Source organism: Cryobacterium sp. Y50, assembly GCF_002929805.1.
Lineage (GTDB): Bacteria > Actinomycetota > Actinomycetes > Actinomycetales > Microbacteriaceae > Cryobacterium.
This window is the reverse complement of record NZ_PJJM01000095.1, coordinates 1-26027: the sequence shown is the minus strand read 5'-3', so window position 1 is coordinate 26027 and position 26027 is coordinate 1. Positions and strand designations below refer to the sequence as shown.

23 protein-coding genes and 2 pseudogenes are annotated in these 26027 nt (G+C 64.0%); 11 read left to right on the top strand and 14 right to left on the bottom strand.

Going from position 1 to position 26027, the window contains the following annotated elements; genetic code table 11:
• Positions 1-11 precede the first annotated feature (11 nt).
• Entirely contained in the window at positions 12-1277 is a 1266-nt protein-coding gene (locus CXY73_RS12715; protein ID WP_104138387.1) for an MFS transporter, read from the bottom strand.
• Between the two features lie 198 nt (positions 1278-1475).
• On the opposite strand from CXY73_RS12715, the gene purU reads away from it, so the two are divergent.
• Together purU and CXY73_RS12705 are read left to right on the top strand one after the other, a co-directional pair.
• On the top strand, positions 1476-2336 hold the full coding sequence (purU, locus tag CXY73_RS12710) for a formyltetrahydrofolate deformylase (protein ID WP_104138285.1): 861 nt from the start codon (positions 1476-1478) through the stop codon (positions 2334-2336).
• Between the two features lie 77 nt (positions 2337-2413).
• Complete coding sequence (locus CXY73_RS12705; protein WP_233198316.1) at positions 2414-2770, top strand: YrdB family protein; 357 nt, start codon at positions 2414-2416, stop codon at positions 2768-2770.
• 71 nt (positions 2771-2841) lie between these two features.
• On the opposite strand, the gene CXY73_RS12700 is transcribed toward CXY73_RS12705, so the two are convergent.
• The 6 genes from CXY73_RS12700 to CXY73_RS12675 form a co-directional block, all read right to left on the bottom strand.
• Positions 2842-3501 carry an alpha/beta hydrolase gene (locus CXY73_RS12700; RefSeq protein WP_104177918.1) on the bottom strand — a complete coding sequence of 220 codons (660 nt, stop codon included), beginning with the start codon at positions 3499-3501 and terminating at the stop codon, positions 2842-2844.
• Positions 3501-4478, bottom strand: a complete 978-nt coding sequence (locus tag CXY73_RS12695; protein WP_104138290.1) for a ring-cleaving dioxygenase — start codon at positions 4476-4478, stop codon at positions 3501-3503. Before CXY73_RS12695 ends, CXY73_RS12700 begins: the two co-directional genes overlap by 1 nt.
• A 229-nt stretch (positions 4479-4707) precedes the next feature.
• Entirely contained in the window at positions 4708-5946 is a 1239-nt protein-coding gene (locus CXY73_RS12690; protein ID WP_233198315.1) for an MFS transporter, read from the bottom strand.
• 107 nt (positions 5947-6053) lie between these two features.
• Positions 6054-9746 carry a S8 family peptidase gene (locus CXY73_RS12685; protein WP_233198314.1) on the bottom strand — a complete coding sequence of 1231 codons (3693 nt, stop codon included), beginning with the start codon at positions 9744-9746 and terminating at the stop codon, positions 6054-6056.
• A gap of 225 nt (positions 9747-9971) precedes the next feature.
• The gene (locus CXY73_RS12680; protein ID WP_233198313.1) at positions 9972-13553 is read right to left on the bottom strand and encodes a S8 family serine peptidase; all 3582 of its coding nucleotides are present in this window, start codon (positions 13551-13553) and stop codon (positions 9972-9974) included.
• A 410-nt stretch (positions 13554-13963) separates the two neighbouring features.
• Positions 13964-15178, bottom strand: a complete 1215-nt coding sequence (locus CXY73_RS12675) for an NADP-dependent isocitrate dehydrogenase (RefSeq protein ID WP_104138393.1) — start codon at positions 15176-15178, stop codon at positions 13964-13966.
• A gap of 158 nt (positions 15179-15336) precedes the next feature.
• Between CXY73_RS12675 and CXY73_RS12670 the strand changes: the two genes are divergently transcribed.
• Together CXY73_RS12670 and CXY73_RS12665 are read left to right on the top strand one after the other, a co-directional pair.
• Positions 15337-15789, top strand: a complete 453-nt coding sequence (locus CXY73_RS12670; RefSeq protein WP_104138299.1) for a GNAT family N-acetyltransferase — start codon at positions 15337-15339, stop codon at positions 15787-15789.
• Positions 15790-15798: 9 nt separating this feature from the next.
• On the top strand, positions 15799-16134 hold the full coding sequence (locus CXY73_RS12665) for an MGMT family protein (RefSeq protein WP_104138302.1): 336 nt from the start codon (positions 15799-15801) through the stop codon (positions 16132-16134).
• A 97-nt stretch (positions 16135-16231) separates the two neighbouring features.
• Here CXY73_RS12665 and CXY73_RS12660 read toward each other — a convergent pair whose 3' ends face one another.
• Together CXY73_RS12660 and CXY73_RS12655 are read right to left on the bottom strand one after the other, a co-directional pair.
• Entirely contained in the window at positions 16232-16636 is a 405-nt protein-coding gene (locus CXY73_RS12660) for a DUF4389 domain-containing protein (protein WP_233198312.1), read from the bottom strand.
• Between the two features lie 144 nt (positions 16637-16780).
• Positions 16781-17059 (bottom strand): hypothetical protein, encoded by a 279-nt coding sequence (locus CXY73_RS12655; RefSeq protein ID WP_146071750.1) that lies wholly within the window; start codon positions 17057-17059, stop codon positions 16781-16783.
• Between the two features lie 145 nt (positions 17060-17204).
• Here CXY73_RS12655 and CXY73_RS12650 point away from each other — a divergent pair, with 145 nt between their 5' ends.
• The 6 genes from CXY73_RS12650 to CXY73_RS22345 all read left to right on the top strand — a co-directional run bounded on the left by CXY73_RS12650 (position 17205) and on the right by CXY73_RS22345 (position 20716).
• Entirely contained in the window at positions 17205-17558 is a 354-nt protein-coding gene (locus CXY73_RS12650; protein ID WP_104177915.1) for a cupin domain-containing protein, read from the top strand.
• 326 nt (positions 17559-17884) lie between these two features.
• Positions 17885-18355 carry a hypothetical protein gene (locus CXY73_RS12645; protein WP_104177914.1) on the top strand — a complete coding sequence of 157 codons (471 nt, stop codon included), beginning with the start codon at positions 17885-17887 and terminating at the stop codon, positions 18353-18355.
• A 47-nt stretch (positions 18356-18402) separates the two neighbouring features.
• Entirely contained in the window at positions 18403-18555 is a 153-nt protein-coding gene (locus tag CXY73_RS22000) for a hypothetical protein (RefSeq protein ID WP_158253146.1), read from the top strand.
• Positions 18556-18755: 200 nt separating this feature from the next.
• On the top strand, positions 18756-19310 hold the full coding sequence (locus CXY73_RS12640; RefSeq protein WP_104138311.1) for a hypothetical protein: 555 nt from the start codon (positions 18756-18758) through the stop codon (positions 19308-19310).
• A 684-nt stretch (positions 19311-19994) separates the two neighbouring features.
• The gene (locus CXY73_RS12625) at positions 19995-20285 is read left to right on the top strand and encodes a transposase (protein ID WP_104177912.1); all 291 of its coding nucleotides are present in this window, start codon (positions 19995-19997) and stop codon (positions 20283-20285) included.
• Between the two features lie 11 nt (positions 20286-20296).
• Entirely contained in the window at positions 20297-20716 is a 420-nt protein-coding gene (locus tag CXY73_RS22345; protein WP_199185359.1) for a hypothetical protein, read from the top strand.
• A 376-nt stretch (positions 20717-21092) separates the two neighbouring features.
• Here CXY73_RS22345 and CXY73_RS22845 read toward each other — a convergent pair.
• Positions 21093-21344, bottom strand: a pseudogene (locus CXY73_RS22845) (IS4 family transposase); the annotation flags it as partial.
• Positions 21295-21711 (bottom strand): transposase, encoded by a 417-nt coding sequence (locus tag CXY73_RS12610; RefSeq protein ID WP_104177911.1) that lies wholly within the window; start codon positions 21709-21711, stop codon positions 21295-21297. The pseudogene CXY73_RS22845 and the gene CXY73_RS12610, both read right to left, overlap by 50 nt.
• Before the next feature lie 147 nt (positions 21712-21858).
• On the opposite strand from CXY73_RS12610, the gene CXY73_RS12605 reads away from it, so the two are divergent.
• On the top strand, positions 21859-23013 hold the full coding sequence (locus tag CXY73_RS12605; protein WP_104177910.1) for a transposase: 1155 nt from the start codon (positions 21859-21861) through the stop codon (positions 23011-23013).
• 356 nt (positions 23014-23369) lie between these two features.
• Here CXY73_RS12605 and CXY73_RS22840 read toward each other — a convergent pair.
• The 3 genes and pseudogenes from CXY73_RS22840 to CXY73_RS12590 form a co-directional block, all read right to left on the bottom strand.
• A pseudogene (locus tag CXY73_RS22840) lies at positions 23370-23696 on the bottom strand (IS3 family transposase); the annotation flags it as partial.
• Between the two features lie 158 nt (positions 23697-23854).
• The gene (locus CXY73_RS12595; RefSeq protein ID WP_104136527.1) at positions 23855-24730 is read right to left on the bottom strand and encodes a helix-turn-helix transcriptional regulator; all 876 of its coding nucleotides are present in this window, start codon (positions 24728-24730) and stop codon (positions 23855-23857) included.
• Positions 24731-25003: 273 nt separating this feature from the next.
• A complete protein-coding gene (locus tag CXY73_RS12590; RefSeq protein ID WP_104177908.1) occupies positions 25004-25921 on the bottom strand; it encodes a leucine zipper domain-containing protein in 918 nt (305 codons plus the stop codon).
• Positions 25922-26027: the final 106 nt, after the last annotated feature.

The following is a 26027-nucleotide window of genomic DNA, read 5'->3' as shown; positions in this document are numbered from 1 at the left end:
CGGTTAAGCGCTCAGGCGCGGGCGCGGCGCTGGGTCATGCGGTCGGTGACGATCACCAGCGCGAGGGCGACAACCAGCAGTCCTACATAGATGATCGGCACCAGTTCGAGGCCGACGCTCTCGATCAGCAACGCTCCAAGTAGTGCACCACCGCCAATTCCAGCGTTGAAAGCGGTCGTGTAGAAGGCACTTGCAGTATCGCGGATTTCGGGGGATGCGACGTGCAACATCCGGGTCTGCATGAGCGGGGGGAGCATACCGAACGCCATTCCCCAAAGCACGAACGCGGCGATCGCGAGGGGAAGGGTTGCCGTGAACATCGCCAGGATACTCACGCTAAGGGCGCTCATGGCCAGGCCCAGGATCAGACCAAGGCTCGGGCGCGGGCCGAAAACAGTGCCGACCAGCAGCAGTCCGATTGCGCCGGCGACGCCGTAGGCGAAGAGCAGCGGGGCCACGAAACCGAGGTCGACGCCGAGCCCATCGAGCAGGAACGGCGCGATGTAGGTGTAGAAGCTGTAGTGGCCGATCATGGTGATGCCGGTGATGATGCAGATCAGCACCACCGCAGGCACCGTGGCGTCGCGCGAAGTTTTCGTGGCCGACTTCTTCGCAGTGGATGCCGGTGCGCCGGTTGAATACCGCGCCACCGGTGGTAGAAATTTCCAGACCAGGACCGCGCCGACGAGCATCAGCCCGGCGAGGACAACGAAGGAGAGCCGCCAGCCGACCAGGTGGCCGCCCGCCGTGCCGAGCGGCACACCGAAGACGAAGGCGAGCGTGCCGCCAGCGACCGTGATGGAGACGGCGCGACCGATCTGCGCTTTAGGCACGAGGTGCCCGGCGTAGGCACCAACCACCGACCAGAACAGGCCGTGGGCGACGCCGCCGAGCACCCGCGCCGCGACGACGAACTCGTAGGTCGGTGCGATGGCGGTGAGAATATTGCTCACCGCGAAGATCACCAGCACGACGATGATCAGGTCGTGCCGCGGGAATCGTCGGGTCCAGATGGCGACCGGTGCGCTCGTGAGCACAACCGTGAACGCGAACCACGACACCAGGAGGCCGATCTGCGACTGCGCAACATTCAGGCTACGGCTCATTTCGGGGAGCAGGCCGGTCGGCAACATTTCGCTGGTGACCGAGAGGAACACTGCGGCAGACAGGGTGATCAACCCGACCCACGGGAAGGGAGGGTCGACCCGGCCGGAGCGGGTGGGGGCAATGACCGGGTTCGACCCGGTGGGCAAGAAAATACTGGCGGTGTTGGTCATGACTGCATTCGAAGCTGGGGAGACGAGGTCGACCGGTGGAACCATTCACACCGAGGCCGAAGCTACTCGACTGCGCGCCGACGTGCGCGCCCGGGGCCGACTTGTTCAGTGCGACCACCACGTAGTCTACCCAAACCCAATGCGGCGGCAAGGTGAGCGAGCCGCGGCATCCGCTCTCGTGCCGGGTATTCTGAGTCAATGACTTCTTCGACCCCGCACCACTGGGTAATCACGCTGGTCTGTGCCGACCAGCCCGGCATCGTGCACGCCGTCAGTGGCGCAATCGTGCAGGCGCATGGCAACATCTCGGAAAGCCAGCAGTTCTCCAGCGACGATACCGGACGGTTTTTCATGCGGCTGCAGGTGCAGTCACCGGCCACCCAGCCCGAACTCGAGGCGGCACTCGCACCGGTGATCGAGCGCTACGCGATGGCCTCGGTCATCGATGTCGTCGGGCGTCCGCTGCGCACACTCGTGCTCGCGTCCTCGGCCGGGCACTGCGTCAACGACCTGTTGTTCCGCCAGCGCGGCGGGCAGATTCCGGTGGAAATTCCGCTCGTGTTGAGCAATCACGGCACGCTGCGCGACCTGGTCGGATTCTATGGTGTGCCGTTCGAATCGCTGCCGATAACGGATGCCGCGAGCAAGGCCGCCTTCGAAACTCGCATCATCGAGGCGGTCGACGAGCTCGATATCGAACTCGTCGTGCTCGCCCGCTACATGCAGATCCTCTCGCCGGAGCTCTGCGAGCGGCTCAACGGGCGCGCCATCAATATTCACCACTCATTTCTGCCGGGGTTCAAGGGTGCCAACCCCTACCGCCAGGCGCACGCGCGGGGAGTGAAGCTCATCGGCGCGACCGCGCACTTCGTGACCGGAAACCTCGACGAGGGGCCGATCATCGAACAGAACGTGGTGCGGGTCGATCACTCGCGTACGCCAGCCGAGTTGGTGTCGATCGGGCAGGACGAGGAGAGCCGCACGCTGACCCAGGCGGTGAAGTGGTTCGCCGAGAACCGGGTGCTGCTCGACGGCGCCCGCACGATCATCTTCAAGTAGCGCGCCTCTGGTTTCGGGTTCACCTTACGGGACCGTGCCCGGAAAGCAGGGGCACCATGGATCGGTAGGATTAGCGAGTGACAGATACGCGCGACCTGCCGAAAATCGGCCCCAACGACATGCTCCGGTTCGTGCTCGAACTCTTCGCCTTCGTCAGCCTCGGAATCTGGGGTTTCATGGCCTGGCCTCTCCCGTGGCCCGGTGTGTTGGTCGGCCTCGCGGCCCCCGCCTTCGCCATTCTGGTCTGGGGCCTGTTCCGCTCCCCCAAAGCAGTCTTCCAGCTCGACCCTTTCGGCAAGGCCTTCATCGAAATCGCTATTTTCGGTGCGGCCGCGATTGCCTGGTGGGACCTCAGTTTACCGATCATCACGGTGTTCTTTGCCGTCGTCGCCACGGTCAGCGGCGTCATCTCCGGTCGCAAAGAACTCCGCTAGCCGCCCACCGATAACGCAAAAGTTCCCGATTGACACGCGTCAATCGGGAACCTTTCCATTCTTGCGACCAGCTACGAATGACCCGACAGCCAGGCCGCTGCGGCGGCGACATCCGTTTCGGCTATGCCGTGGCCACCGGGGCGCAGCTTCTGCAGCACCTTCGCTCCGCGCTGCTTGAGCAGAACGACGAGCTTCTGCACACTCGCCAGCGGTGCCATCGGATCACTCTCACCATTCAGCAGCAGCACAGTGGATGCCGCCAGGTCGCTGGCCGCGACCCGTGCGCTGAGCTCAGCACCGTCGAGCTCAGACGCGTCGAGCGGATGCATCCCGGAGAACGCGATGACCCGCGACAGCACCTCGGGGTGCAGCAGCGCCGTGGCAAGGGCGATGTCGGCGCCGTTCGAGAATCCCACAGCGACGAGCGGGCGATCCCCCAGGTCGTAGTGATTGCGCGCCCAGACCAGGAACCCGGCGAGGTCATCAGCTCGCCGAGCCACATCGTCGGTGTCGAAGACACCCTCCGACAAGCGGCGGAACCAGCGGTTCATGCCGCTCTCCGTCACTCGACCTCGCGGCGCGAGCACTGCGGCGTTCGGGTCGATCGCTCCGGCCAGTGCACTGATCTGCTGCTCATCACCGCCGGTTCCGTGCAGCATCAGCAGCACAGGTGCGCCGACCGAGCCCGGATGAAACAGGTGCGGCCACTCGGCGTTCAGTTCGGCGCCCACTAAAGTGCAGCCGAAACTGCCGCGGGGTTGTTCTCGGGCGGCAGCACGATCGGCGCGACCGCGTTCTCGATGGCCTCGCGGCTCGGCTCGAGCCACGGCGGCAGCTTGAGCGCGCGACCAAGCTCGAGCAGCGGCTCGTCAATGTCGAAGCCGGGGGTGTCGGTGGCGAGTTCCAACAACACGCCGCCGGGTTCGCGAAAATAGATTGAGGTGAAGTACTGACGGTCCAGGATGGCGGTCACGCCATAGCCGCGTTCTGCTAGCTGTTCGCGCCATTCGGCCTGGGTGGCGCGGTCCGGCACCCGGAAGGCCACGTGATGCACGCTGCCGCCGGCGGTCAGGCCCGGGGTTCCGGAGGGGTCGGCGAGCACGTCGACGAGGTTTCCGGGCGCGCCATCGCCGGCACCAACGCGGGTGCGGCCATCCGTTTCGGAGATGATGTGCATACCGAGGTCGTCCGTGAGCACCTGAACGGTCTTTGCCGGGTCGGCGACGGTGAGCACCGACGAGTGCTGCCCGCGCACTGCGAATTCAGCCGGAACGGATGCGGAATCCCAGGGATTGCGCGGATCCACCGTTGAGGATGCCACCAGGTCGAGCTGAAGCCCGTCGGGGTCGCGCAGCGAGAGCCGCTCTTCGCGGGACGAACGCCCAGCCACTGCGGATTCCACACCGAGCTTGGCGAAATGGTCTTTCCACCAGCCGATGCTGCCGGCCGGAACAGAGAACGCGGTCGTGGTCGACTGGCCGGCGCCGGCATGGCCGCTGCGAACGCCGGTCCAGGGAAAGAAGGTGAGTAGCGAGCCGGGCCGGCCGGAATCATCGCCGTAGTACAGGTGATAGGTACCCGGGTCGTCGAAGTTGACGGTCTTCTTGACGAGACGAAGTCCCAGCCCGGTCACGTAGAAGTCGATATTGCGTTGCGGGGCACCGGCAATCGCGGTGACGTGGTGCAGTCCGGCGGTCTGAACGGTCATGAGGTCCTCCTGGCGATTTTGATATTCATGCAAACGCATGCACCGCCCGTGGTATTCCCATCCCGTGTTCAGCCAGACCGCTCACGCGCGCCTTTCTGTGGCTAATTCAGGAAATCCGCCACCACTGCCCTGCGAGCGCCCCGCAGTCATGCACAAGTCCGATGGGCAATGCCCGATTTTTCTGAATACGCCACACGCGCCCAGCTGCCCTGACGCCGCTCCAATGGTCTCAGGCGCGACGTTCCGACGGCATCCGCAGAGCATAAGCAGCGGCGATCAGCAGGAACACTCCGCCCACGGCGAATCCGACCGAGAACGAGAAGGTATCGACGAGCAGACCGGCGACCAGCGGACCAACGATCGCACCGGCATCCGCGCACATGGAGAACACCGAGACCGGCCGGCCCCCGCGCGCACCGGCCGCGTCGCCCACCGCTGCGGCCGGCGCGGTTCCCATAAACGCGGCGGCGACCCCGTAGACGCAGAGCAGGGCACCGAGCACCCAGATGTTCGGCGCGAACGAGATGGCAACAATCGCAACTCCGGCCACCGCGAAAGCCCCGATGATGGCCGGTTTGCGTCCGACGGTATCGACGAACCGGGCCGCCGGCGCGAGAGCGAGCGCCTGAGCAACGGCCGCGGCAGCGAAGGCGATGCCGGTCCACGAGCTCGTACCACCGAGCACGACGACCACAAACAACGGAATGAGCGTCGTGCGCACCCCGAGCGAGGTCCAGCCCTGCGCAAAGTTGGCAAGGCAGGCCGCCCGAAAGCGTTCATCCCGCAGTACTGTGCGAAACGGCGTCCGCACAGCGGATGCGTCGGCGCCGGCCAGCGCGCTGCCCGGCCCGCCCGACCGCAGTAAGAACAGCCCGACCAAGCCGGCCACGCCAAGGGTTCCGGCGTAGAAGAAGAACGGAGCCGTCAGCGAGATGGTCGCGAGCAAGCTGCCGATCGCCGGGCCAGCCATGCCGCCGATGAGAAATCCGCCCTGGTAGAAGCCGATCGCGCGGGCTCGGCGGCCCGGTTCGGCGGTGCGCAGCAGCAACGTCATCGCCGACACCGAGAACATGGCCGAGCCGATGCCGCCGGCCCCGCGCAGCAGCAACAGTTGCAGATAGCTATCGGCCAGGCCGACCAGTCCGCTGGAGAGCGCGACGATGCCGATTCCGATCGCGAGCACGGTGCGTTCCCCGGCCCAGTCGATCAGGCGACCGCACGCCGGGCTGAACACGAATCGCATGAGCGCGAATGCCGAGACGACCGCGCCGACCTCGAGGTTGCCAACCCCGAAGCTCTGCACGTAGACCGGCAACACCGGAACGACGACGCCGAAGCCCACCATCACAAAAAACGCGATGACGCCGAGCACAATCACGTCGCGGTTGAGCCGCGGCTTCGGAGTAACACCCGGTTCGGGTACAGCGGATGCCCGGAGTCGCCCCCGCATCCATCCCGCCAGTCGCATCCCTCCAGCCTAAGCTGCCCAGCCACGCACCGCGTTCGCGGCCCGGGCCTACCTTCCGGGCCCGGACCGGGTACAGAAGCCGGGGCCCGGGCACCACTACCACGGGGTCAGCGCACGATCAGTAGCGAGCGCGACGCGCTGTTCGCGGGCGCGACCAGCGCGTTGCCAGCGTATTGCCCGGCGACCTTGTAGAGGCCACGGCTGAGCTTCGGCAGGGTGACGCTGCCGCGCCCGTTCTCATCGAGCGTCACCGTGAAGCGGCGCTTGTCGACGGTGATGGTGGCGGTGTCGCCGACTTCACCCTTGCTGGTGACCGTGATAGACGCGGTGACGCGACTGGAGAAGAACACGGCTCGGTGGTTGAGGCTCACCGCCACCTTCGCGGCATACTTCACCACGACCCCGGCCGAGGTCGCCGTTTTGCTGGCCCCGTTCGGTGCCGAAGCGGTGACTAGCACGGTCAGCGTCGTTCCGGCGAGCGCCGCGGCCGGCTTGAACGTCGCCGAGGTCGCGCCGGCGATGTCAACGCCGTCGCTCTGCCACTGGAAGCCAAAGGTCAGACCCTCGGTGTTCCACTGGCCGGGGTCAGCCGTCAGCACCAAACCGATCTCGGGCGTGCCCGAAATGCTTGGCGCCACCGTGTTCAGCACAGGTTCGCTGCCTTCGCTCGCCGCGATGGCGAGAATCGTCGACGCCGTGCTGTCGCCATAGTCGACCACGCCCAGATACGGCGTGTTCGGTACGAGGCCGGCCCATCTCAGCGCGTACGTGATCGGCACGCCCTGCGGCCCCTGAATCGTCGGCGTCGTCGTCGCGAACCCGTTCGTGGGCTCGCCAGACGAAACCGAGAAGGTGTTCACGTCGAACGCGGTCGTGCCGGAGAACACGTCAACGATGACCTGATAAAAGCCGGCCTCCGGGTCGCTCAGGTCGACCTGCTCATCGGCGGACCCGGTGGCCGACTGCCAGCCGGCGATCGGTTTGCCACCCGGGCCGTCGAGCAGCAGCACGAACAGGTCGAGGTCGGTGGAATCATCCACGGCGTTAAGGTCGAACCGGGCCAGCCGGTCGCCCTGGATTTCCATCTCGTAGGCGAACTGGTCGCCGGTCGTGCCTGCATTGGTGTGCGGGCTGGACGGGTCGTCGGCGTTGTTCTGGTGCACCCCGTTGGCCAGGCCGCTGAGGTTCAGCGCGACCGGCTCTGATCCGCCGGGAGCGACGGTCACGTCGACGGTGCCGTCCACGCCGGTGCCATTCACCTGGGTGGGGGCTACGACGGTGACCGGACGAACCGCGATCGGGCTGTGCACAATGGAGAAGAAGTCGCCAGGGTCACCCGAGCCGCCATCGCCGTAGCCCCAGTCCAGCGAGCCGGTGGCAAACACGTCGAGCGGGGCATCCGTTCGAGTGAACGTCACCGTGTAGCTCTGTGTCTCACCGACACTCGTGAACGTCATCTCGGCCGGAGAAACGACCGCATCAATGCCGGCAATCTCGATCGGAGTGGAGGTGTAAGTGCCAACCTGTACGGCCGTCACCGTGCGGGTGATCGTCTCCGGCGCGGTGAGTGCACCGATCTGGATCGACGCCAGGTTCAGGTTGCTCGCGTCGATCGGCGAAACGCCGGCATCGAACCCGATTCCCTGCAGGTAGGCCAGCCAGTCGGCCGGACCACTCTGGTAGATCAACCCTGGAAAGTCCATTGCCGACGGGGTGACCTGTCCGGCACCCTGCGCGAACGGGTCGGTCACGCGCACACCGGCGGAATCGACGGTGTCCAGGGCGGTCGTCATCATGACCGACTTGATCTCGGCGGGCGTCGCAAGCGGGCGCACGCCGAGGTACAGGGCGGCCAGGCCGGTGATGTGCGGACTCGCCATCGAGGTGCCCGAGAGAAACTGGAAGGTCGGGTCATCCCAGGCCGCGTTGGCGCCGTCGGCGAGAATGCCAACGCCGGGGGCGGCGATGTCGGGCTTGAGCAGGTCACCGCCGTCGGCCAGCAAGGGTCCGCGCGAGGAGAATCCGGCAACCTGGGGTACCGGCGTCTGCTCGGCGGTCGTATTGTCGGTGGTGAATGTGACCGTCGCGCCGTCCGTCGCCGCATAGGCGAAGATCGGATCGAAAGCAGGAGCGTCCAAGTGGATGCTCGGCACCGAGTGTTCATCCGGATCGACGTCGAGCGGAGTGCGGTTGACCAGCACCATTCCGCTGCCACCGGCCCGCAAAACCTCGGCCGACTTGGCGACTCGGTCGTAGACGCCGCGCTCGCAGAATACGATTGCGCCGGCTACCTTCGTCGTATCGAGCGAGTTCGGAGCACAGAGCAGCGCGTCGGTCGGGTCAAAGCCGTCGACCGACACGAGATCGGCCCGTACCAGTGAACCCAACAGCGGCGTCGCCACCGGCGTGCGGTCGACGGTGATCGACGCTCCGGCATAGGCCGAGCCGTCACCGAGGGTGGCGGTGGCTTCGAAGGCCGGAATCGTGCTCGCCGCGACCGTGGTGATCCACGGGGCGACATTGTCCACGGTCGACGGACCAGGGCCGGCGTTTCCAGCGGATGCCGCCACAAAGATTCCCGCCGCCGCAGCGCCCAGGAACGCCTGGTCAGAGGCCGAGAACGTGGTTTGGGCCGGACCGCCACCGATGGAGTAGTTGATTACGTCGACTCCGTCGAAGATGGCCTGGTCGATGGCTTTCAGAATGTCGGATTCGGCGCAACCATCATCATCCGTTGTCGTGGGGTCAGCGCCCGACCAGCACACCTTGTAGGCGGCGATTTTCGCGGCCGGAGCGACACCCGAGATGGAGCCGAAATCGACGCCGTTGATGTTGGCGGCGACCTCGAAGTTGCCGCCGGCGGTGCTGGCCGTGTGCGAACCGTGTCCGTCGCCGTCGCGCGGCGAAACATACTCGGCGATCGAGGTGGTGCCGATCTGATCGGCGCCAAACCCGTCGAGGTAATACCGCGCACTGACGAGTTTCGTGCTGCAATCGCTCGCCGCGAACTGTTCGCCGGTCTGGCAACTCCCGGTAAAGGTGCTGCCGTCGGCCTTGGTCATGGTGATTGTGTCTCCGTCAAGCCACGGCTCATCGCCGGGCGTCGTTCCGAGGGTTTCGCCGGCGAATGACGGGTTCTCCGGGGCGATTCCCGAATCGAGTACCCCGATCACCACGCCCTTGCCGGCTTTGCTCGGGCCGCCCAGCTTGGACCAGACCCCGGTCGGGCCGCTCAACCGCAGAAAGTCGGTCGACGACTCGGCGACCAGGTGTTTGAGCGTATCGGGGACCACCGATACAACATTCTTTTTCCCGGCGAGGGCGGCCGCCTGCTTGCCGCTCAGTTGCGCCGAGAATCCGTTCAGAGCAAGCGTGTAGGAATACCCCACGCTCGCATCAACGGATGCCGCCACCTCACCCTGCACCCGCTTGAGATAGTCCCGGTAGGTCTCGGCCGAGCGGCTTTGCGCGTCCAGCTTGGCTCCAATACCCGGCATCGTCGCCGAGAAACCATTGACACCACCCCGATACAGCGCAACGGCCTCGTCGCTGAGGGTCACGATGTAGCGGCCAGCGGTGAAGTCCATGCGAGTGCCGCCGGGCAGACCGATGCTGCCGGTGACGCCGGTCACTGCGGGGACAGCACTGGCCGGGAGGTTACCGCCGACGAATGCTGAAGCGCCCACCAGGGCGAAAGTGACGGCCGCCGCGATTGTGGCGCGACGGCGTGTGCGGGATGTTGGCGCCGGGTTCGGCGCTGAATCCGGCGCTAAAATCATACGCCTGAAGAAAGAACTCACGTGAGTGTCCAATCGAATAGAGGTGCGGGGTGGTCTCGTCCACGACAGGAACAGAAGCTGTTCCGATGCACGGCACGGCACGGTTCGCTGGTGACCGTAGCGCGCTCCACGAACCCCCGATAGGGGAAGTCCCTAAGCACCGCAGGCAGTGGCACACGCAGACGCGCGCCGCGAACATCCGCTTCGAAACGGATGTACGCGACGCGCGTCTCGCGCTTAGCCCGGCTACCGCACGGTCAGCGTGCGCGGCTTGCTCGTCGCCGCAGCGACGAGGTCGGTTCCCGCATAGTGTGCGATGACCGTGTACGTGCCGCGGTCGAGGTCGCTCAGTCGGAGCATTCCCTGGCCCGTGCGGTCGAGGGCCACGTCGTAGCTCGTGTCATCGACCAAAACCTGCACGGTGCCCAGCTGTGCGGCGCGCGGCGCATCGGTCTCGACCGATACCTCGATCTTCACGCCGTTCGAGTGCGGTTTGGCCTTCGAATCCACCGTGAGATCGACCGTGGCAGCGTACTTCACCACGACTCCGGCGGAGGTGGCCGTGCCGGTCGGAAGCCCATCGCCCGTCGCGGTCACGACCACGCTGAGCGTCTTGCCCCCGAGCGACTTACTCGGCCGGTAGTCGACTTTGGTGGCCTTCTTGATATCGTGCCCGTCGGACTGCCACTGGTAGCTGAAGGTCAGCCCCGCCACACTCCACCCACCGGGGTTGGCGGTGAGTTTCTGGCCAACGACCGGCGTGCCCTCGATCGATGGGGCGACGGTGTTCACCGGCGCCTCCGGCTCGGGTGCCGCCCCGCCCGCGACGGAGACCACCGTCAACACGGAGCTGTCACCGTAACCGACGAGGCCGAGGTAGCCGGTCTCGGGAGTGAGGCCCGACCACGACAGCGAGTATGTTGTCGCAATACCCTGCTGACCGGCGACGACCGGCGGAGCGGCCGCGAACGACCCCTCGCCGGCGCCGGCAAGCACCGAGTAGGTGTTCACGTTGAACGCGGTCGCTCCGCTGTAGACGGAGTTGATCACCTGGTAGAAGCCACCGGGAGGGTTGGCGAGGTCGATGAGCTCATCGGCCGAACCGGTCGCGGACTGCCAGCCGGCCACGGGGTCTCCCCCGTCACCGCTCAGGCGATACACGATCAGGTCGAGGTCGGCACTCTGGTCGACCGCGTCGAGGTCGAAGCGGGCCAGCTGGGTTCCCTCCGGCACCTCGACCTGGTAGCTGAACTCGTCGCCGGCGACACCGGATCCGCTGTTCGGGCTGGTCGGATCGGCCGGGTCGGACTGGTGCAGACCGGCCGCGAGACCGGTCAAGTTGAGCGCCACATCCCCGGTGGCTCCGGGGGTGATCGTCACATCAACCGAACCGTCAACGCCGGTCCCGTTCGCAGTGGCTGGGGCCACGAGGGTCACCGGCTGAATGGCGATGGGACTGTGCACGACGGTTCCCGAGCCGCTCACCCAGTTGAGGGAGCCGGTCGTGAACTGGTCGAGCGCGGCATCCGTTCTGGTGAAGGTCACGGTGTAGCTGGCTGATTCTCCGGCGGCGCCGAAGCTCAATGTCGTCGGCGACACGACGGCGTCGATGCCCGGAACGGTGACCGGCTGGGCGGTGAACGTGCCGGCCTCGGTGCTCGTGACGGTGCGGGTGAGGGTCTCCGAGGCGGTCAAGGCGCCGATCGCGATGGAGGCCAGGTTGAGGTTGCTGGGGTCGACCGCTTCGGCACCGACGTCGTAGCCGATGCCCTGAATATAGGAATACCAGTCCGCGGTGCCGTTGAGGTAGAGCAGACCGGGCTCGAACATTTTCGTCGGGTCGACCTGGCCGGCCCCCTGGGAGAAGGGGTCGGTGACTGTGTCCCCGTTGGAGTCGACGGTGTCGTAGGCGCTCGTCATCAGCGCTGACTTGATCTCGCCGGGGGTCGCGAGCGGGCGTTCGCCCAGGTAGAGGGCGGCGAGTCCCGCAATCTGCGGGCTCGACATCGACGTGCCGGAGAGGAACTGCCAGGTCGGCTCGCCCCCGTCGGCGTTGGGACCATCGGCGAGAATGGCCACGCCGGGCGCGGTCACGTCGGGCTTGAGAATGTCGCTGCCGTCGGCCTGCACCGGTCCGCGCGAGGAGAACCCGGCCACCTGCGGTGTCGGCGGCGTGTAGGCCGTCGAATTTCCGTTGCTGAAGACAACGGATGCCCCGGCGCTGCCCGCGTAGGCAAACGTCGCATCCCAGTACGGAGCGTCGAGGTGAATAGTGGGTACGGTGTGCTCGTCGGTGTCGACCGAGCCGGGCACACGGTTCACGAGAAGCATGCCGATACCGCCAGCCCGCAAGACCTCGGCGGATTTCGCCACCCGATCGTAGACGCCGCGCTGGCACATCACGATCAACCCAGCGACGACGGCGGTATCGAGCGAACCGGGGCCGCACAGCAGCGCATCGGCGCTGTCGTGACCGGCGACGGCCACGAGGTCGCCGCGCACGAGGGCACCTTCCAACGGCGTTGCACCGTCGGTGCGGTCGACCGAGATCGACCCGCCCGCGTAGGCCGTTCCATCGCCAAGGGTGGCGGTGGCTTCATAGCCCGGGATGGTGCTGGCCGCGACCGTGGTGATCCACGGTGCCGCGTTGTCGAGCGTGGACGCGCCGGGGCCGGAGTTTCCGGCCGAGGCCGCCACGAAAATGCCTGCGGCGGCCGCTCCGAGGAAGGCCTGGTCGGTCGGCGAGACCGTGGTGTCGGCCGCGCCGCCGCCGATCGAATAGTTCAGTACGTCGACGTTGTCGGCAACGGCCTGGTTAATACCGGCCAACAGGTCGGACGTAGCACAGCCGTCATCGGTCGATACCGTGGAATCTGGACCAGACCAGCACACCTTGTAGGCGGCGATCTTAGCGGCCGGGGCGACACCGGAGATGATCCCGTAGGCGAGGCCACCGATGGTCGCCGTCACGTCATGGTTACCGCCAGCGGTGCTCGCGGTGTGCGATCCGTGGCCGTCGCCGTCGCGCGGCGAGAGGTACTCGCCGATGGAAGCACCGCCGATGCGGTCGGCCCCGAAACCGGTCACGAAGTACCGTGCACCGACGACTTTGGTGCTGCAGTCAGCGGCATCGAACTGCACGCCGGCAATGCACTGGCCGGTGAAGGTGGTGCCGTCACTCTTTTGCATGGTGATCGCGTCACCATCGAGGTACGGATCCGCGCCAGGCGTCGTGCCGAGCGGGTCGCCGGCGAAGGAGGGGTTCTCCGGCGCCAGACCGGTGTCGAGCACGCCGATGACGACGCCCTCCCCCGCGGTCTCTGCGCCGCCGGTCTTCGCCCAGACGCCGTCATCACCGGACAGTCCCATAAAGTCTGTCGACGAGGTCGCCGTCACGTGTTTGAGTTCGTCAGGCGTGATCGCGACTACGTCCTTCTCGGCCGACAGCTTGGCTGCCTGCCGAGCTGTGAGCTCGGCGGCGAAGGCGTTGAGGGCGAGCGTATACGAATAGTCGATGACGGCGTCAACGGATGCCGCTACCGCCTTCTGTTTGTCTCCCAGGTAGTCCGAGTAGGTTTCCGACGCGCGGCTCTGCGGGTCGAGGCGGGCACCGGCACCCGGGGTGGTGGGGGCAAAACCGTCGACTCCGCCGGTGTAGGTGGCGACGGCTTCGTCGGCGAGGGTCACAATGTAGCGGCCGGCGGTGAAATCGGTCACCGGCTGGCCAATGCCGGCGCCGATGATGCCCCCGAGGCCGGGGGCCATCGGGGCCGCGGCAGCGCCGGTCACGCCCACCATGGCTCCGGCCGCGACGAGGGTGCTGGTCACGAACAGCGCCATCGCTGTTCGGGCATGATGTGGGGTGAGATGCCGGCTTTCGGGCGGGAGTGTGGTTCGCCAGAAGTGTGAGATCACGTGCGTGTCCAATCCGATCGGAATGCGCTGGCGCTTGCCCCGGTTGGGGGCACAACGTGCTCGTGAACGTATCGCACAGGCTGCACCCCCGTACAGTGTGCAGATTGCTCGGTAACCCGATCGTTACCTTGGTTTGCGCACAATCAGAGCCTCAGGCGCGTCCGATGCAGACCGGTCTGACTACCACAAGGTGAACTGGTCTGTCTCCAGTTTTCGATCGTAATTGCAGTGATTCGCGCCCCGGTGCAGCCGACAGACTGACAAACGAAGGCAAGGCCCCGACCAGAACGGTCGGCGCCTTGCCTTCGTGTTGCCGGGGCTGCTTACGCCAGGCGCGTCTGCAGGTTCTCAGCGAGCGAGGCGAGGAATTCCTCGGTGGTCTGGTACTTCTGCTCCGGGCCGACCAGCAGCGCGAGGTCCTTGGTCATCTTGCCGCTCTCGACGGTCTTGATGACGACGTCTTCGAGGGTCAGGGCGAACTCGGCCAGGGCCGGGTTGTTGTCGAGCTTCGCACGGTGCGACAGGCCGCGGGTCCAGGCATAGATCGAGGCGATCGGGTTGGTCGAGGTGGGCTTGCCGAGCTGGTGCTGACGGTAGTGACGAGTGACGGTACCGTGGGCCGCTTCGGCTTCGACGATCTTGCCGTCGGGGGTGGAGAGCACGCTGGTCATCAGGCCGAGCGAGCCGAATCCCTGGGCGACCGTATCGGACTGAACGTCGCCATCGTAGTTCTTGCAGGCCCAGAGGTAGCCACCCTCCCACTTCATGGCCGAGGCGACCATGTCGTCGATAAGGCGGTGCTCGTAGGTAAGGCCGGCCGCTTCGTACGCCGTCTTGAATTCGGTGTCGAAGATGTCCTGGAAGATGTCCTTGAACCGGCCGTCGTAGGCCTTGAGGATGGTGTTCTTGGTCGACAGGAACACCGGCACGTTGCGCTCGAGGCCATAGCTGAGCGTGGCCCGGGCGAAGTCGGTGATCGATGAGTCGAGGTTGTACATGCCCATGGCGACGCCGTCGCCGGGAGCCTCGAACACCTCGAAGGTCGACGGCTCACTGCCGTCCTGCGGGGTGAAGGTCATGCTGAGCGTGCCCTTGCCCTTGAAACGAAAGTTGGTGGCCTTGTACTGGTCACCGTAGGCATGACGGCTAATGATGATCGGCTTGTTCCAACCCGGCACGAGGCGTGGGATGTTGGAGATGACGATCGGCTCGCGGAAGATGGTGCCGCCGAGGATGTTGCGAATAGTGCCGTTCGGCGAGAGCCACATCTGTTTGAGGCCGAACTCTTCTACCCGCGCTTCGTCGGGCGTGATGGTCGCGCACTTCACGCCGACGCCGTGCTTCTGAATGGCGTAGGCTGCGTCGATCGTGATCTGGTCGTTGGTTTCGTCGCGCTTCTGAATGGAGAGGTCGTAGTACTCGAGGTCGATATCGAGGTACGGGTGAATGAGCGTTTCCTTGATCGCATGCCAGATGATACGGGTCATCTCGTCGCCATCGAGCTCGACGACTGTTCCCTCAACCTTGATCTTCGACAAAAAATTCTCCTCTTTGTTCAGTGTGGCCGTCACGACCATCGTCAATCTTACTAGAGACGGGCAACTATCTTCACATCGAGATAAATTTACAGATAAATTGCCGTCGCCAAAAACTCGCTCGACTACCGACGACCCCGGGCGCACGTTAGCCTGAACACATGGGTGAGCTGAAGCTGGAAGAATTATCCGCACGAAACATCGTTGCGGCCAATAACCTGAGCCTGAAGCCGGGCCAGGAGCAGTTCATCGCGCCGGTCTCCTATTCGGTGGCCGCGTCGGTGATCAACCCGGCTACCTCGTGGCAGCGCGTAGTGCTCCTCGACGGCGTCGTCGCCGGTTTCATCCACGGCAATTTCGACCCCAACTCCGAGCACGAAGAATTTCGCGCCTGCATCTGGCGCATCAACGTCAACGCGGAGACCCAGGGGCAGGGCGTCGGCAAGTTCGCCGCCGAAGCCCTCGCCACCGAGGCCCGTGAACGCGGATTCGACCACGTCAACGTCATCTGGGAGCCGGGCGCCGACGGGCCGGAGGCTTTCTTCCACCGGCTCGGTTTCGTCGATGTCGGCGAAACCCAGTACGGCGAGGTCATCGGCTCCCTGCAGCTGTGATTTTCTTTTGTGAGTGAGCCCGACGACTTCGTCTCCCGGGTGCTCGGCGTAGTCGATTCGATCCCGCCGGGCCGGGTGATGACCTATGGTGGTGTGGCCGCGCAGCTGGGTTCCCGCGCCGCCCGTGCCGTCGGTCAGGTCATGGCCCGGTACGGCTCCGACGTGGCATGGTGGCGCGTAATTCGCGCCAGCGGGCATCCGCCAATCGCTCATGCGGCCCAGGCGCTGCCGCACTACGAGGCCGAGCACACGCCGTTACTGCGGTCTGCCGCTGCCAGCACCATAGAAGCGGATGCCGCCTACCGCGTCGATTACCGCGCCGCGCGCTGGTCACCGTCTGCCTAACGCAATCGACCACGCCACGCAACGCAACGGATACCGCGCACATCGAGGTGCCGGGCCCCAACCCGGGCCCGGCACCTCGATGTGCACCTTTCGCCACTCAGCCTTGGGTGGCTTCGTTCGGATCTGGTATCGGCTCGGTTGGGCCCTGGTCCAGGCGGAACGGCGGGTATTCGTCGCGCATCAGCGCTGTGTAGGTGATGACGCGGTACACCCAGCGGTTGACGCCCATGATGGAATTGAACAGCGGCCGTTGGTACCGTCCGGTTATCAGCAGAATAACCCCGGCGACGACGACGAGCACGCCCAGCAGCGAGCTTCCATCGGTGTTCGCGCTATTGTCCCAACCGCCGTCGCCGCGCCACGGGTAGGCCCAGGTCGACATTCCACCGACCAGCACCGTGAGCAGCACGAGGTGCGGAACGGCCAGCAGCCATTTCACCAGCCACAGGCCGCGCGAGAGCACGGGGTCGAGGTGGCCGGTCAGGGCTGCCGGATAAATCACCTTCTTTGAGTCAGCGACTGAAACGGATGCTAGCGCAATGGTTCCCGCCGCTGCTGCCAGTGGCAGGACCGGCTGACCGGCGGCATCCGTTCTATTGAAGGCAAGTGGCTGGGGCTCACCTCGCTGGTCGGGCGAGACGCCTGCCTACGGTTCCGGCTTGAGATGGCGTCCGAGGCCGATGGCGCCGAAGACGACAAACAGCCCACCGATCAACAAGAGGATGCCGCCACCCACGAGAAGCGCCGCGGCGATCGGTTCGAGCAGGTCGGTGTGCACGCCGGCGGCGACCAGGCCGAGCACCGTGCCCAGAACGAGCATGATGATCGGCCCCGGCCGAGCGCCGGTCCGAGCCCGGGCTGGAGCCGTGAGCAGGGAATTAGGAGGAGTCAAGCCGAGTGGCGGTGGAGGGGTCAGATTGCTCATCATCTGGCGGCCTTTCAGAAATCGTTCATGCCGAGGGACGGAAAGTCCCTGTTCAGCATCGCCCACCTCCGCACGGCTGGCCAGTGACCAAAGGCCTGATTGCGGGCTCCTGTGCAGGGTGGCGGCGCGGTGCTACCGTGCTGGCATGCAAAGCGATCCGGTCGTCACCAACCCACAGTTCTACCGCGTAATTTTCGAGAACGACCGGGTGCGGGTGCTCGAATATCTCGACCGGCCCGGTCACGAAACCGTGCCGCACCGGCACCCCGACAGCGTCATGTTCACGCTCACCGCGTTCACCCGGCGGCTCTCGTCCGGTGGCCGATCCCTCGACGTCGACCTGCCGGAGGGGGTCGCGCGATGGCTCCCGGCACAAAAGCATTCGGGGACGAATATCGGCGAGACGGCCACTCACACCATTTTCGTGGAGCTCAAGGAACCCGCCCCGGACACACTCGCCTCCGGCACTCCGGAGCCCCTCGGCCTCCTCTCCAATTAGCCAGACTCGCTGCGCGTCATTTTCTGCAGAGGGCGGCGAGGCCTTTTCTGTGAGGCCGTCCAGCCGTTGGCGATCCGTGCGCGTAGTCAACCGGTCTCCCGGTCATGATCGTAGGGTGTCCCGTTTGTCCGCCGCCCCTGCAGCGAGCATTTTCTCGATCGGGACATACGGGAATAGGGCGACCCCGAAACTTTGCGGAACGTCTTCGGCGCTCCGTGCGCGTTCGAGTGTCCCGGTGGGCGTCCGGCTTGTGGGACCCCGAGGCTGAACTTTTTGCGAGGGCGAGCGCACGCGTCAGCAAGAATTCCGGTCAGTAGGATTTATCCATGCAGTTGAAGGGGTACGAATCGTCAGTAACGTTGGAACCTGATCGATATGAGTTCGCGAACCCTGCGGGTGATGAGTGGGATAACAATTGGCTGGTCATCAAGGGGGACGTATCGGCGCCTGACGCGGAGTGGCAATTTGCTGTTCCGTGTTTGACGACGTTTGAAGCGAAGCGCATTTCGGCTTGGCTGCGCGGCGTAGCCAACGGTGACGTCCCCGTGAGCGTCAGTGGAGACGCCGGGGTTGTGCCGTCACTCGAATTTACCGAACCAAATCTTGCGTTCAGTGTTGGCAGCTATCAGGACGGGTCGATATCGGTCAGGGTGCACTTTGCGCTTGAAAGCAGGCCCGTCGGCCAGAGCAGCGATGGCCGTGATCAGTTTTGGGTGGAAATTGCAGTGACGGCTGCAGATATCGACTCGTCGGCCAATCAGTGGGACAAGGCGCTCTTAGCCTTTCCGGACCGCTAAGCGTTCCCGTCGACAACGCCCGTGCCCACCGCCATAAGCCGTGGGAAATGCGAGAAGGCACAAAGCAGCGCACGGCGCTGCGAATCCTCATTGTCGGCGTTATCATCCTGATTCTCGCCGCGGTTCTCGTTACCACGAGCGGGGTTCTAGCGACGTGGTTGGATCCTGAACGCGAGACGAGTACTCATCTCACGCAGTGAACAGGCCGGCTCGGCCCGAGATAGCACGCTCTTGGGCTTCGACTCACGATCAATCCGCAAAACCGGGAACAAGTCGTGATGTCGATAGCCTACGAAGCCTGTAGGCGCGTTGAACGCGAGGTGTCTGGTCGAGCTCTCGCTGACCACTGGAGTTTGCGCGATGCTTCAATTCAGAGACCACATCAACAGGAAGAGAAGGCATGACCGAGGAACGTGTCGTTTCGCTGCTCACCGCGGCCAGAGAACATTACGCGGTGCCTGCGGCCACGACTCTGATGGAGGGGACGACCTTATTGGAAACATGGGGCGGTATCGAGCTGCCTTTCGACCGCTTTGCGGCGAATCTTTTCGACGAGTTCGTTGACGCGTCGCTGGCTACCTCCATGTTCACCATCCTGGATGCACCACTGCTCAAAGCCCGGGCAACTGCCGAAGAACGGCACATCTTCAGCGCAGATCCTGACGAACCCTTTGACCCGAACGAGTACGGTGCGGATCAGGCCGACTGGACGACGTACTCGCATCAGATGGAGACCCTCCAAAGAGCCATCATTATTCTTGAAGCTGCCCCGGCAGAACCTGACCGTGTCGGCAATTTTCGGGTCTACGGTGCAGCGCAGTGGTTACGGGAGAGCCTCTGGGCCGCGACAGGAATTGCGCCCCGCGATTCAGGATCGCCCGACGCGAATTCTTCCCTTTTTGGCGAAGCATTCACTTTGGCTGAACGAGACCCATTCGCTGCGGCGCCAATATAAACGCGGACAATGAGTAAGACGAGGTAGCCAGTCTGCTCGAGTGCTCAGTGCCAGCATCCTGTTGGGAATCGTCGACGCTGTTACATCCCCAAGGCATACCGCCGGGCATTGAGCAACTCGATCATCACGGCACGTGTCAGTCCGACCGGCATGATCGTCGACACTGCCCGTTCGGGGTTCCCTATCTGGAACTTGAATCCGCGTTGGACGGCGCAGATGTGCTGATCGCGGACTAGCGTTTCAGGGAGGGCTTTGGCCGTGCCTTGAATCAGAGGATTCACTGATTTCGGCTGCCGGCCTCACTGTCATTTAGGCCGTGTGGGAGATACGGCGATGCTGCGAACAGTGAGTTCCTGACCACGTTGATTACCACGCGAGTCGTCTCAGAGAGTTCCCGCTGCTCGTCCCCGTTCGTTTGTAGTTGACGCTCGTGACTTTTGGCGGTCGGGTGGGTTCACGCTGAGGCGGTTGCCGTTGCTCGATGGAGTGGCCCACGCTGTTCCGGCGAGGATAAGAGCGATACCGAAATATCCGGCGGGGGCCACGCTGTCGTGAGCGATCGTGATTCCGACGATTGCGGCCCAGATTGGCTCGGTTCCGAGGAGAACGCTGACTCTGGATGGCGATGTGCGCCGGACTGCGCCCGTATGGTGAATTGAGACAGAGGTAAGGAGAATCTGTTTCATGACTAATCGTCGAAAGTTCAATGCCGAATTCCGTGCCGAGGCCGTGGATCTGGTGATCTCATCGGGTCGGCCGGTCGCGCATGTCGCCCCCGAAATCGGTGTCGTCGAGAGGACGCTGGGCAACTGGGTGCGCCTCTGGAAAGAGGAACACCCCGAGGCTGGTGCTGCCGAGCTAGGCCCGGTCGAGTGGGCCAAATACAAGGCCCTGCAGGCGGAGAATGCTGAGTTGAAAAGGGAGATCGAATTCCTGGGAAAAGTCAGCGCCTTCTTCGCCGCGAAACAACGATAAACGACTATTTCGTGTTTATCTTGGCGGTGAAGGCTTCCTTTCCCATCGACTGGATGTGCCGCAAGCTGAAGGTCTCACGGGCATCGTTCTACCGCTCGCTGCGGCCGGCTGTTCCGACGCCGACGCAGGTGCGTCACACTGTGCTGGACGCGCACGTGGTGCGGGTCTACGAGCGTGACAAGGGCATGGCCGGCCGGGACCAGATCACCACCATTCTCGGTCAGGAAGGCGTCAGCATCGCCACGGGCACGGTCGGGACGATCCTTACCGGCCGCGGCCTACGGGCCGTGCGCATGCGGGCGTGGAAGAAGACCACGACCGTTGACCCAGACGCTCGAACCGAGCACATCCGCAATCACATGCTCGACGGGGACGGGAAGCGAGAGTTCATCTCGACCGTCCCGGGCACTCGATTCTGCGGCGACATCTAATGCCGACGTCGGCATTAGATGTCCCACGAGTAGACCTGGCCTGGCCCGTTGCCGTCAGCTCGGGGATCGCCCGCGCCGGATGGCGATCCAAGCGGCGGCGGTCCTTGACCTGCTTGTTCTCGTTCAACACCCGATACATCGTTGATATTGAGCACAAGTACGTCCCGGCATCGAGCAGCTGCGCGTAGATCTGGATCGACGGCAGATCCACGAACGACTCCGAATTGACGACGTCAAGAATCTGCCGACGGTCGCTGTCACCGATCTTGTTCGCCGGGATCGGCGCCGGCCCGACCACCGGGATTCGTCGTTTTCGGGTCGCGGTCGCTCGAGGGACCCCGATCAATCGGGCGGCGACGCGAGTCGAGATTCCTCGGCTGGCCAGTTCGCGGTAGGCAGTCATTACGGCAATNCACTCGGCCAGGGCCACCAGGCGTGCCTGCGGAAAAGCAGATTGCTCCCCACGACTCACCGGTGGCCGGCCAAAGAACTCCGCATTCACCACGCTGTCGGCCAGATCCAGGATCGTTCCATCGATGGACATTAGACGCCGCCCAGCCAACCACGACCCCGGCGTGTCAGGCCCAGCCAGCGGCCGGGCTACGCGGACAAACAAGTCTGGTACGGGTGCGCCAAAACATCTTGTCCAGGTCGGCAAAGAGCTGATCGACCCGTCCTTCGGCGCACAATGAATCCGGGGTGGGCGTGATGGCGCGCTGGTTCATGGGCACGGCCATCACGTAATGCATGCCGCGGGCCTCCAGCCGGCGGCGCAGCCCGGTGTGTTGGCCGTAGACCGCATCCCCGGTGGTCCAATCAGTCTCGATGCCGGCGTCCAGGGCGCGCTCGATCATCTCGGCGGCCAGCACGGGCTTGGTGCCCATCACCCGTTCCTCGAAAATTCCCGCCCGCTTGCACAGAGATACTGGATGTGACTCTGGTGCGGGGTGACTCAAAATTACACTGACTCCTTTCGAGGTTGTCTTTGAGTGGATCTGTCCGCCACACCAGCGCCGCTAATGCTGCTTGATCGGGGCGACATGGCTTGATAGGAGCCTGGCTAATAGTCTCACCTCTGTGCTGTCTGCCCTCCCGACCCAACGGTGATTTCCCTTCAACGAAGAAATGGGAGTACCGAAGTCATGACAGTTGCAATTAGTGAACCGCCACAATTCACCATCGCGGTCGAGTCACCACGAACCATTTTCGCCGGGGTTGATACCCACAAAGACACGCACCACGCCGCTATCGTCGACGACCACGGACAACCGATCGCCGACCGGGAGTTCCTCGCAGTCGGAAGCGGCTACCGCAAAATCATCGACTTCGTCCACGCCTACGGTATCGTCGACGCTGTTGGCGTCGAAGGCACCGGTTCCTACGGTGCGGAACTTGTCCGCGTTGTGGCGAATGCCGGAATGCGCGTGCTTGAAGTCAATCGCGCCAACCGTGCCGAGCGTCGGCTGCGCGGCAAATCCGATCCCCTCGACGCCCACCAAGCGGCGATGTCGCCTCTTGCCGGGCGCGGGCTATCAACCCCGAAACAACGTGATGGTGACGTCGAGTCGATGCGGGTCTTACTTGCGGAACGCTCCTCTGCCGCCAAGACGCGCACTGCCAGTATCAATGCGATCCATGCCCTGTTGGTGAGCGCGCCCGACGCCATCCGGCAAGATTTTCGCCGTTACGACGGTAATAAACTCGCGATTGCTCTCTCGCGCACACGACCCACACCGGGCACCACCCCGGCGCTGATCGTGCGGGCATCAGCGAAACGCCTCGCTCTACGCCATCAGGCGCTGAGGGCGGATATCGCCCTTATCGACAGCCAACTTGGTCAACTCGCCAGCCGTCAGAATCCGGCTCTCATCGCCGCAAGCGGTGTCGGCCCGTTTGTTGCCGCGCACCTGCTCGCCACCGCCGGCGACAACCCAGAACACATCTCCACCAAGGCCCCGTTTGCCGCTCTCTGCGGCGTCGCACTCATTCCGGCATCTTCAAGAAAGCGGCACCGTTTTCGTCTCGCGTGCGGTGGTGATCGGCAAGCTAACGCCGCCCTGCACCGTGTCGTCCTGCTACGCAAACGCCACAAGGAACCTCGGACTATGGCCTACATCGCCCGACGCACCGCTGAAGGCCTTTCCGACCGCGACATCGTCCACTGCCTCAAACGCCACGTCGCCAACGAAATATTCGCGTTACTCACCCAAAAATCACGCTGCTCCTCGGCATCGTCCTCACCGACGCAGCCAAACAGCTCAACGTCCCCTACCAGCGCCTACGCCAACTCGAAATAGGACAACGCGCTGACACCGACCTGGAAACCACCTTCAGCGCCTGGCTCGACGACAAATCCCGACAATCGAATCCCACCCCAAAGGCCGCTTGACATCAATAGGAGCATCCACCCAATGTGACATGACCCGGTATGACCGGTGAAAACCCCCGAGGGCAGGGTACCAAGGCACTGTCTCGATGTCGCCGCAGACGAACTTGGTCCCCGCGCAAATGCGAAACAGGCTCTGTTGGTTTTGTCAACCGTAGTTCGGTGTCCAGGCTGTGCTGGTGGTGAAAAGTGAATGAAACCCGCGCACGTAGCTGCANGTGTTTCGTCCCGCGAGCTCTTCGAAAGACTTTCGAGTAGCTCGTGCATTTTTGACATGATCTCCAACGCCACCCCCGTCGTCTCCAGGCGCTGCTCGGTCTTGCTCAGCTGGCGGCGCAGCCGGGCGATTTCAGCTTGCTCCGGCGTTAACCGACCAATCTTCTCCCCGGGCTTCTTCCCCGCCAGAACACCCGCGTCACGAAGTTTTCGCCATTCCGTGATCTGCGACGAGTACAACCCTTCGGTGCGCAGATACGCGCCGCCCTTGTTGTTCTTGATGGCCGCGTCATACGCGGCCAGGTACGCAAGCTTCTGCGCTGGGGTGAATGACCTTCTCGAGGTCGGGCCACCAGCTCGGGGTCCGGGACTACTCATAGGACTATCGTCACGCAGGGCGATCAAAGACGGGCTGGACATGGTGATGATTCCTGATTCTCGCCCTACGTCACACGGCGGACTTGCTGTTAGCTACTGGCCTCACCCAACCCTGGCACGTAGGGGTGGGACAGAATTGGGATGTCGATGCCCCGCGATCAGCGCAGCAGCCCGCTTTGGTAAGCGTGAGCGACGATTTGTGCTCGGAAAGTGAATCCAAGTTTGGTGAGGATGCTGCTGAGGTGAGTTTTGACCGTTGACTCACCGATGTGAGCGCTGTGGGCGATATCGCTGTGGCTCAGCCCCCGGGCAGGCAAAAGGAATATTTCCCGTTCGCGCGACGATAGGGCGGCGATCGAATCCCATCCAGCGGAACCTGGGTGCGGGCGATCGGGATCAGAGGCGTAGATCTCTGTGTCGGCCGCGGCCGCACCCGTGGGAAGTTCGCCGGATGATTCCTCTTCGGGACGCATGGCTGGTACTCGAAGTCGCGATCCGATATGCCAGGCACCCAGCGTCAGCAGAATGCCCACCACCGACCAGGTGACGAATCCTTGAACGACTTCGATGCTGGCCGCTTCCTTGCCGTTGATGGTGCCCCACACGCCGGACATTGACAGGAACGGGACGTTTAGCAATGCGCTCACGGCAATACTGCAAACGATTGACAGGCCCAGCAGTACCCGGCGTGTGTTGACCCGGCTAAAGGCGCTGATGCCAACAACAAGAAGAACAAGGGCAAGATAGGCAACCCAGCTGACCTGGCTGAAGCGCGCCGGCCAAAACAGGAGTTGCAAGACCAGCAGTCCCCCAGTTAATGACAGCGCGGTGCCGGGTCGAACCCGGCAGAGCGCGATGGCCAGTCCGAATCCTGCCGCAATCAACACCGCGTACGGATTCGTCAGGAACGTGTCCGTTCGCGACGGCACGTACCCGACAATGCGATTTGACGACTGCACAAACCACGCAGTGAAGCACAACGCCCCGAGCGCTGGCTCACGGAAACGGACCAACTGTGCACGAATCTTCGTCATGCTTTGACAGTAGATGCCGCAGCAGCGCTTCGACGCACAGGGGCGAGGCTTTCTTCCCTCTGGAGGATCCCTCTCCGCCGAAGGAACGAGAGACCGAGGCCTTACCGTCCCGCAGGGGGTTCAACTTACGGGAACGGAGCAGGACCCGTCGATCGGCCGTTCGCGTGTTCCTGTGGGCGTCCAGCTTGCGGGCAGCGTTCCCAGGCTCGTCGTTGGNGTGGTGAAAAGTGAATGAAACCCGCGCACGTAGCTGCACCTAGGTGTACCCGGTCATCAGGTTGGTGACACTCGCTGGAGCGGGGTGGATCCGATGCCCGTGTGGATACGTTCAGTGTTGTAGCACTTGAGCCACGGGTCAAGGGCGTGGGTGCGCTCAGTGCTGTTGGTGAATACCTGTCGGTAGGCCCATTCGGCTTGGAGTGTGCGGTTGAAGCGTTCGACTTTTCCGTTGGTCCAGGGGCAGTGCGGTTTGATGAAGCGCTGCTGCGCGCCGAGGGTCGTCACGGCGTCCTTGAAAGCGCGGGATTTTCGGTAGGCGCAGGCGTTGTCGAAGAGGACGCGTTCAATCGTCGGGATGCCACAGCTGGCGAAGAACGCGGCCGCGCGGAGGAGGACACCGGCGGCGGTGACGCCCTTTTCGTCGGGGTGGACCTCGGCGTAGGCGAGGCGGGTGCGGTCGTCGATGACGGCGTGTACGTAGTCGTAGCCGACCCGAACGTGGCCGGCGGTGTGGTTGGTGCGGGTTTGGCCGGGCTGAGCTCGCCAGCCTCCGCCGTCGGGGATGCGTCCGAGCTTCTTGACGTCGATATGCACCATCTCGCCCGGGCGGGCGCGTTCATATCGGTTCGCCGTGGCGCGGGTGGCGCGAATCTTTTCACCGGTCAGCGGATCGCATTCCCAAAGCGCCGGAACGTGGTGGCGCGCCAGCACTCTCGACACGGCCCGTGCGGGAACGCCGGTGTCGGCGGCGATGCGGGCCGGGCTGGTTTGTGTTGGCATTACGTGTAGTCGCGACGACCGATCGCTGAGATCCGCGACACCCTCGGCACGGTAGCGGCGCACCCACCGATACGCGCACTGCCGAGAGATGCCGAGTTCCTTGGCGACGTGCGCCGCCGGACGACCGCCGAGAAACCTTTCAACCAGCAGAGCCCTTCCGCGAACGTTCAACCGGGCATTAATGTGTGACACGAGGACCTCCGTTGTGTAGTGAGACGTTGAACATCTCCACTAAGCACCGGAGGCCCTCCCTTTTTCACCCCCTTAAGTCACTAACGTCATGGCCGAGTACACCTAG

Bases quoted from the DNA above. Each gene is read 5' to 3' on its own strand.
- CXY73_RS12715 (WP_104138387.1), bottom strand. From the start codon at position 1,277: ATGACCAACACCGCCAGTATTTTCTTGCCCACCGGGTCGAACCCGGTC.
- purU (WP_104138285.1), top strand. From the start codon at position 1,476: ATGACTTCTTCGACCCCGCACCACTGGGTAATCACGCTGGTCTGTGCC.
- CXY73_RS12695 (WP_104138290.1), bottom strand. From the start codon at position 4,478: ATGACCGTTCAGACCGCCGGACTGCACCACGTCACCGCGATTGCCGGT.
- CXY73_RS12690 (WP_233198315.1), bottom strand. From the start codon at position 5,946: ATGCGACTGGCGGGATGGATGCGGGGGCGACTCCGGGCATCCGCTGTA.
- CXY73_RS12670 (WP_104138299.1), top strand. From the start codon at position 15,337: ATGGGTGAGCTGAAGCTGGAAGAATTATCCGCACGAAACATCGTTGCG.
- CXY73_RS12655 (WP_146071750.1), bottom strand. From the start codon at position 17,059: ATGAGCAATCTGACCCCTCCACCGCCACTCGGCTTGACTCCTCCTAAT.
- CXY73_RS12650 (WP_104177915.1), top strand. From the start codon at position 17,205: ATGCAAAGCGATCCGGTCGTCACCAACCCACAGTTCTACCGCGTAATT.
- CXY73_RS12645 (WP_104177914.1), top strand. From the start codon at position 17,885: ATGCAGTTGAAGGGGTACGAATCGTCAGTAACGTTGGAACCTGATCGA.
- CXY73_RS22000 (WP_158253146.1), top strand. From the start codon at position 18,403: ATGCGAGAAGGCACAAAGCAGCGCACGGCGCTGCGAATCCTCATTGTC.
- CXY73_RS12640 (WP_104138311.1), top strand. From the start codon at position 18,756: ATGACCGAGGAACGTGTCGTTTCGCTGCTCACCGCGGCCAGAGAACAT.
- CXY73_RS12625 (WP_104177912.1), top strand. From the start codon at position 19,995: ATGACTAATCGTCGAAAGTTCAATGCCGAATTCCGTGCCGAGGCCGTG.
- CXY73_RS12605 (WP_104177910.1), top strand. From the start codon at position 21,859: ATGACAGTTGCAATTAGTGAACCGCCACAATTCACCATCGCGGTCGAG.
- CXY73_RS12595 (WP_104136527.1), bottom strand. From the start codon at position 24,730: ATGACGAAGATTCGTGCACAGTTGGTCCGTTTCCGTGAGCCAGCGCTC.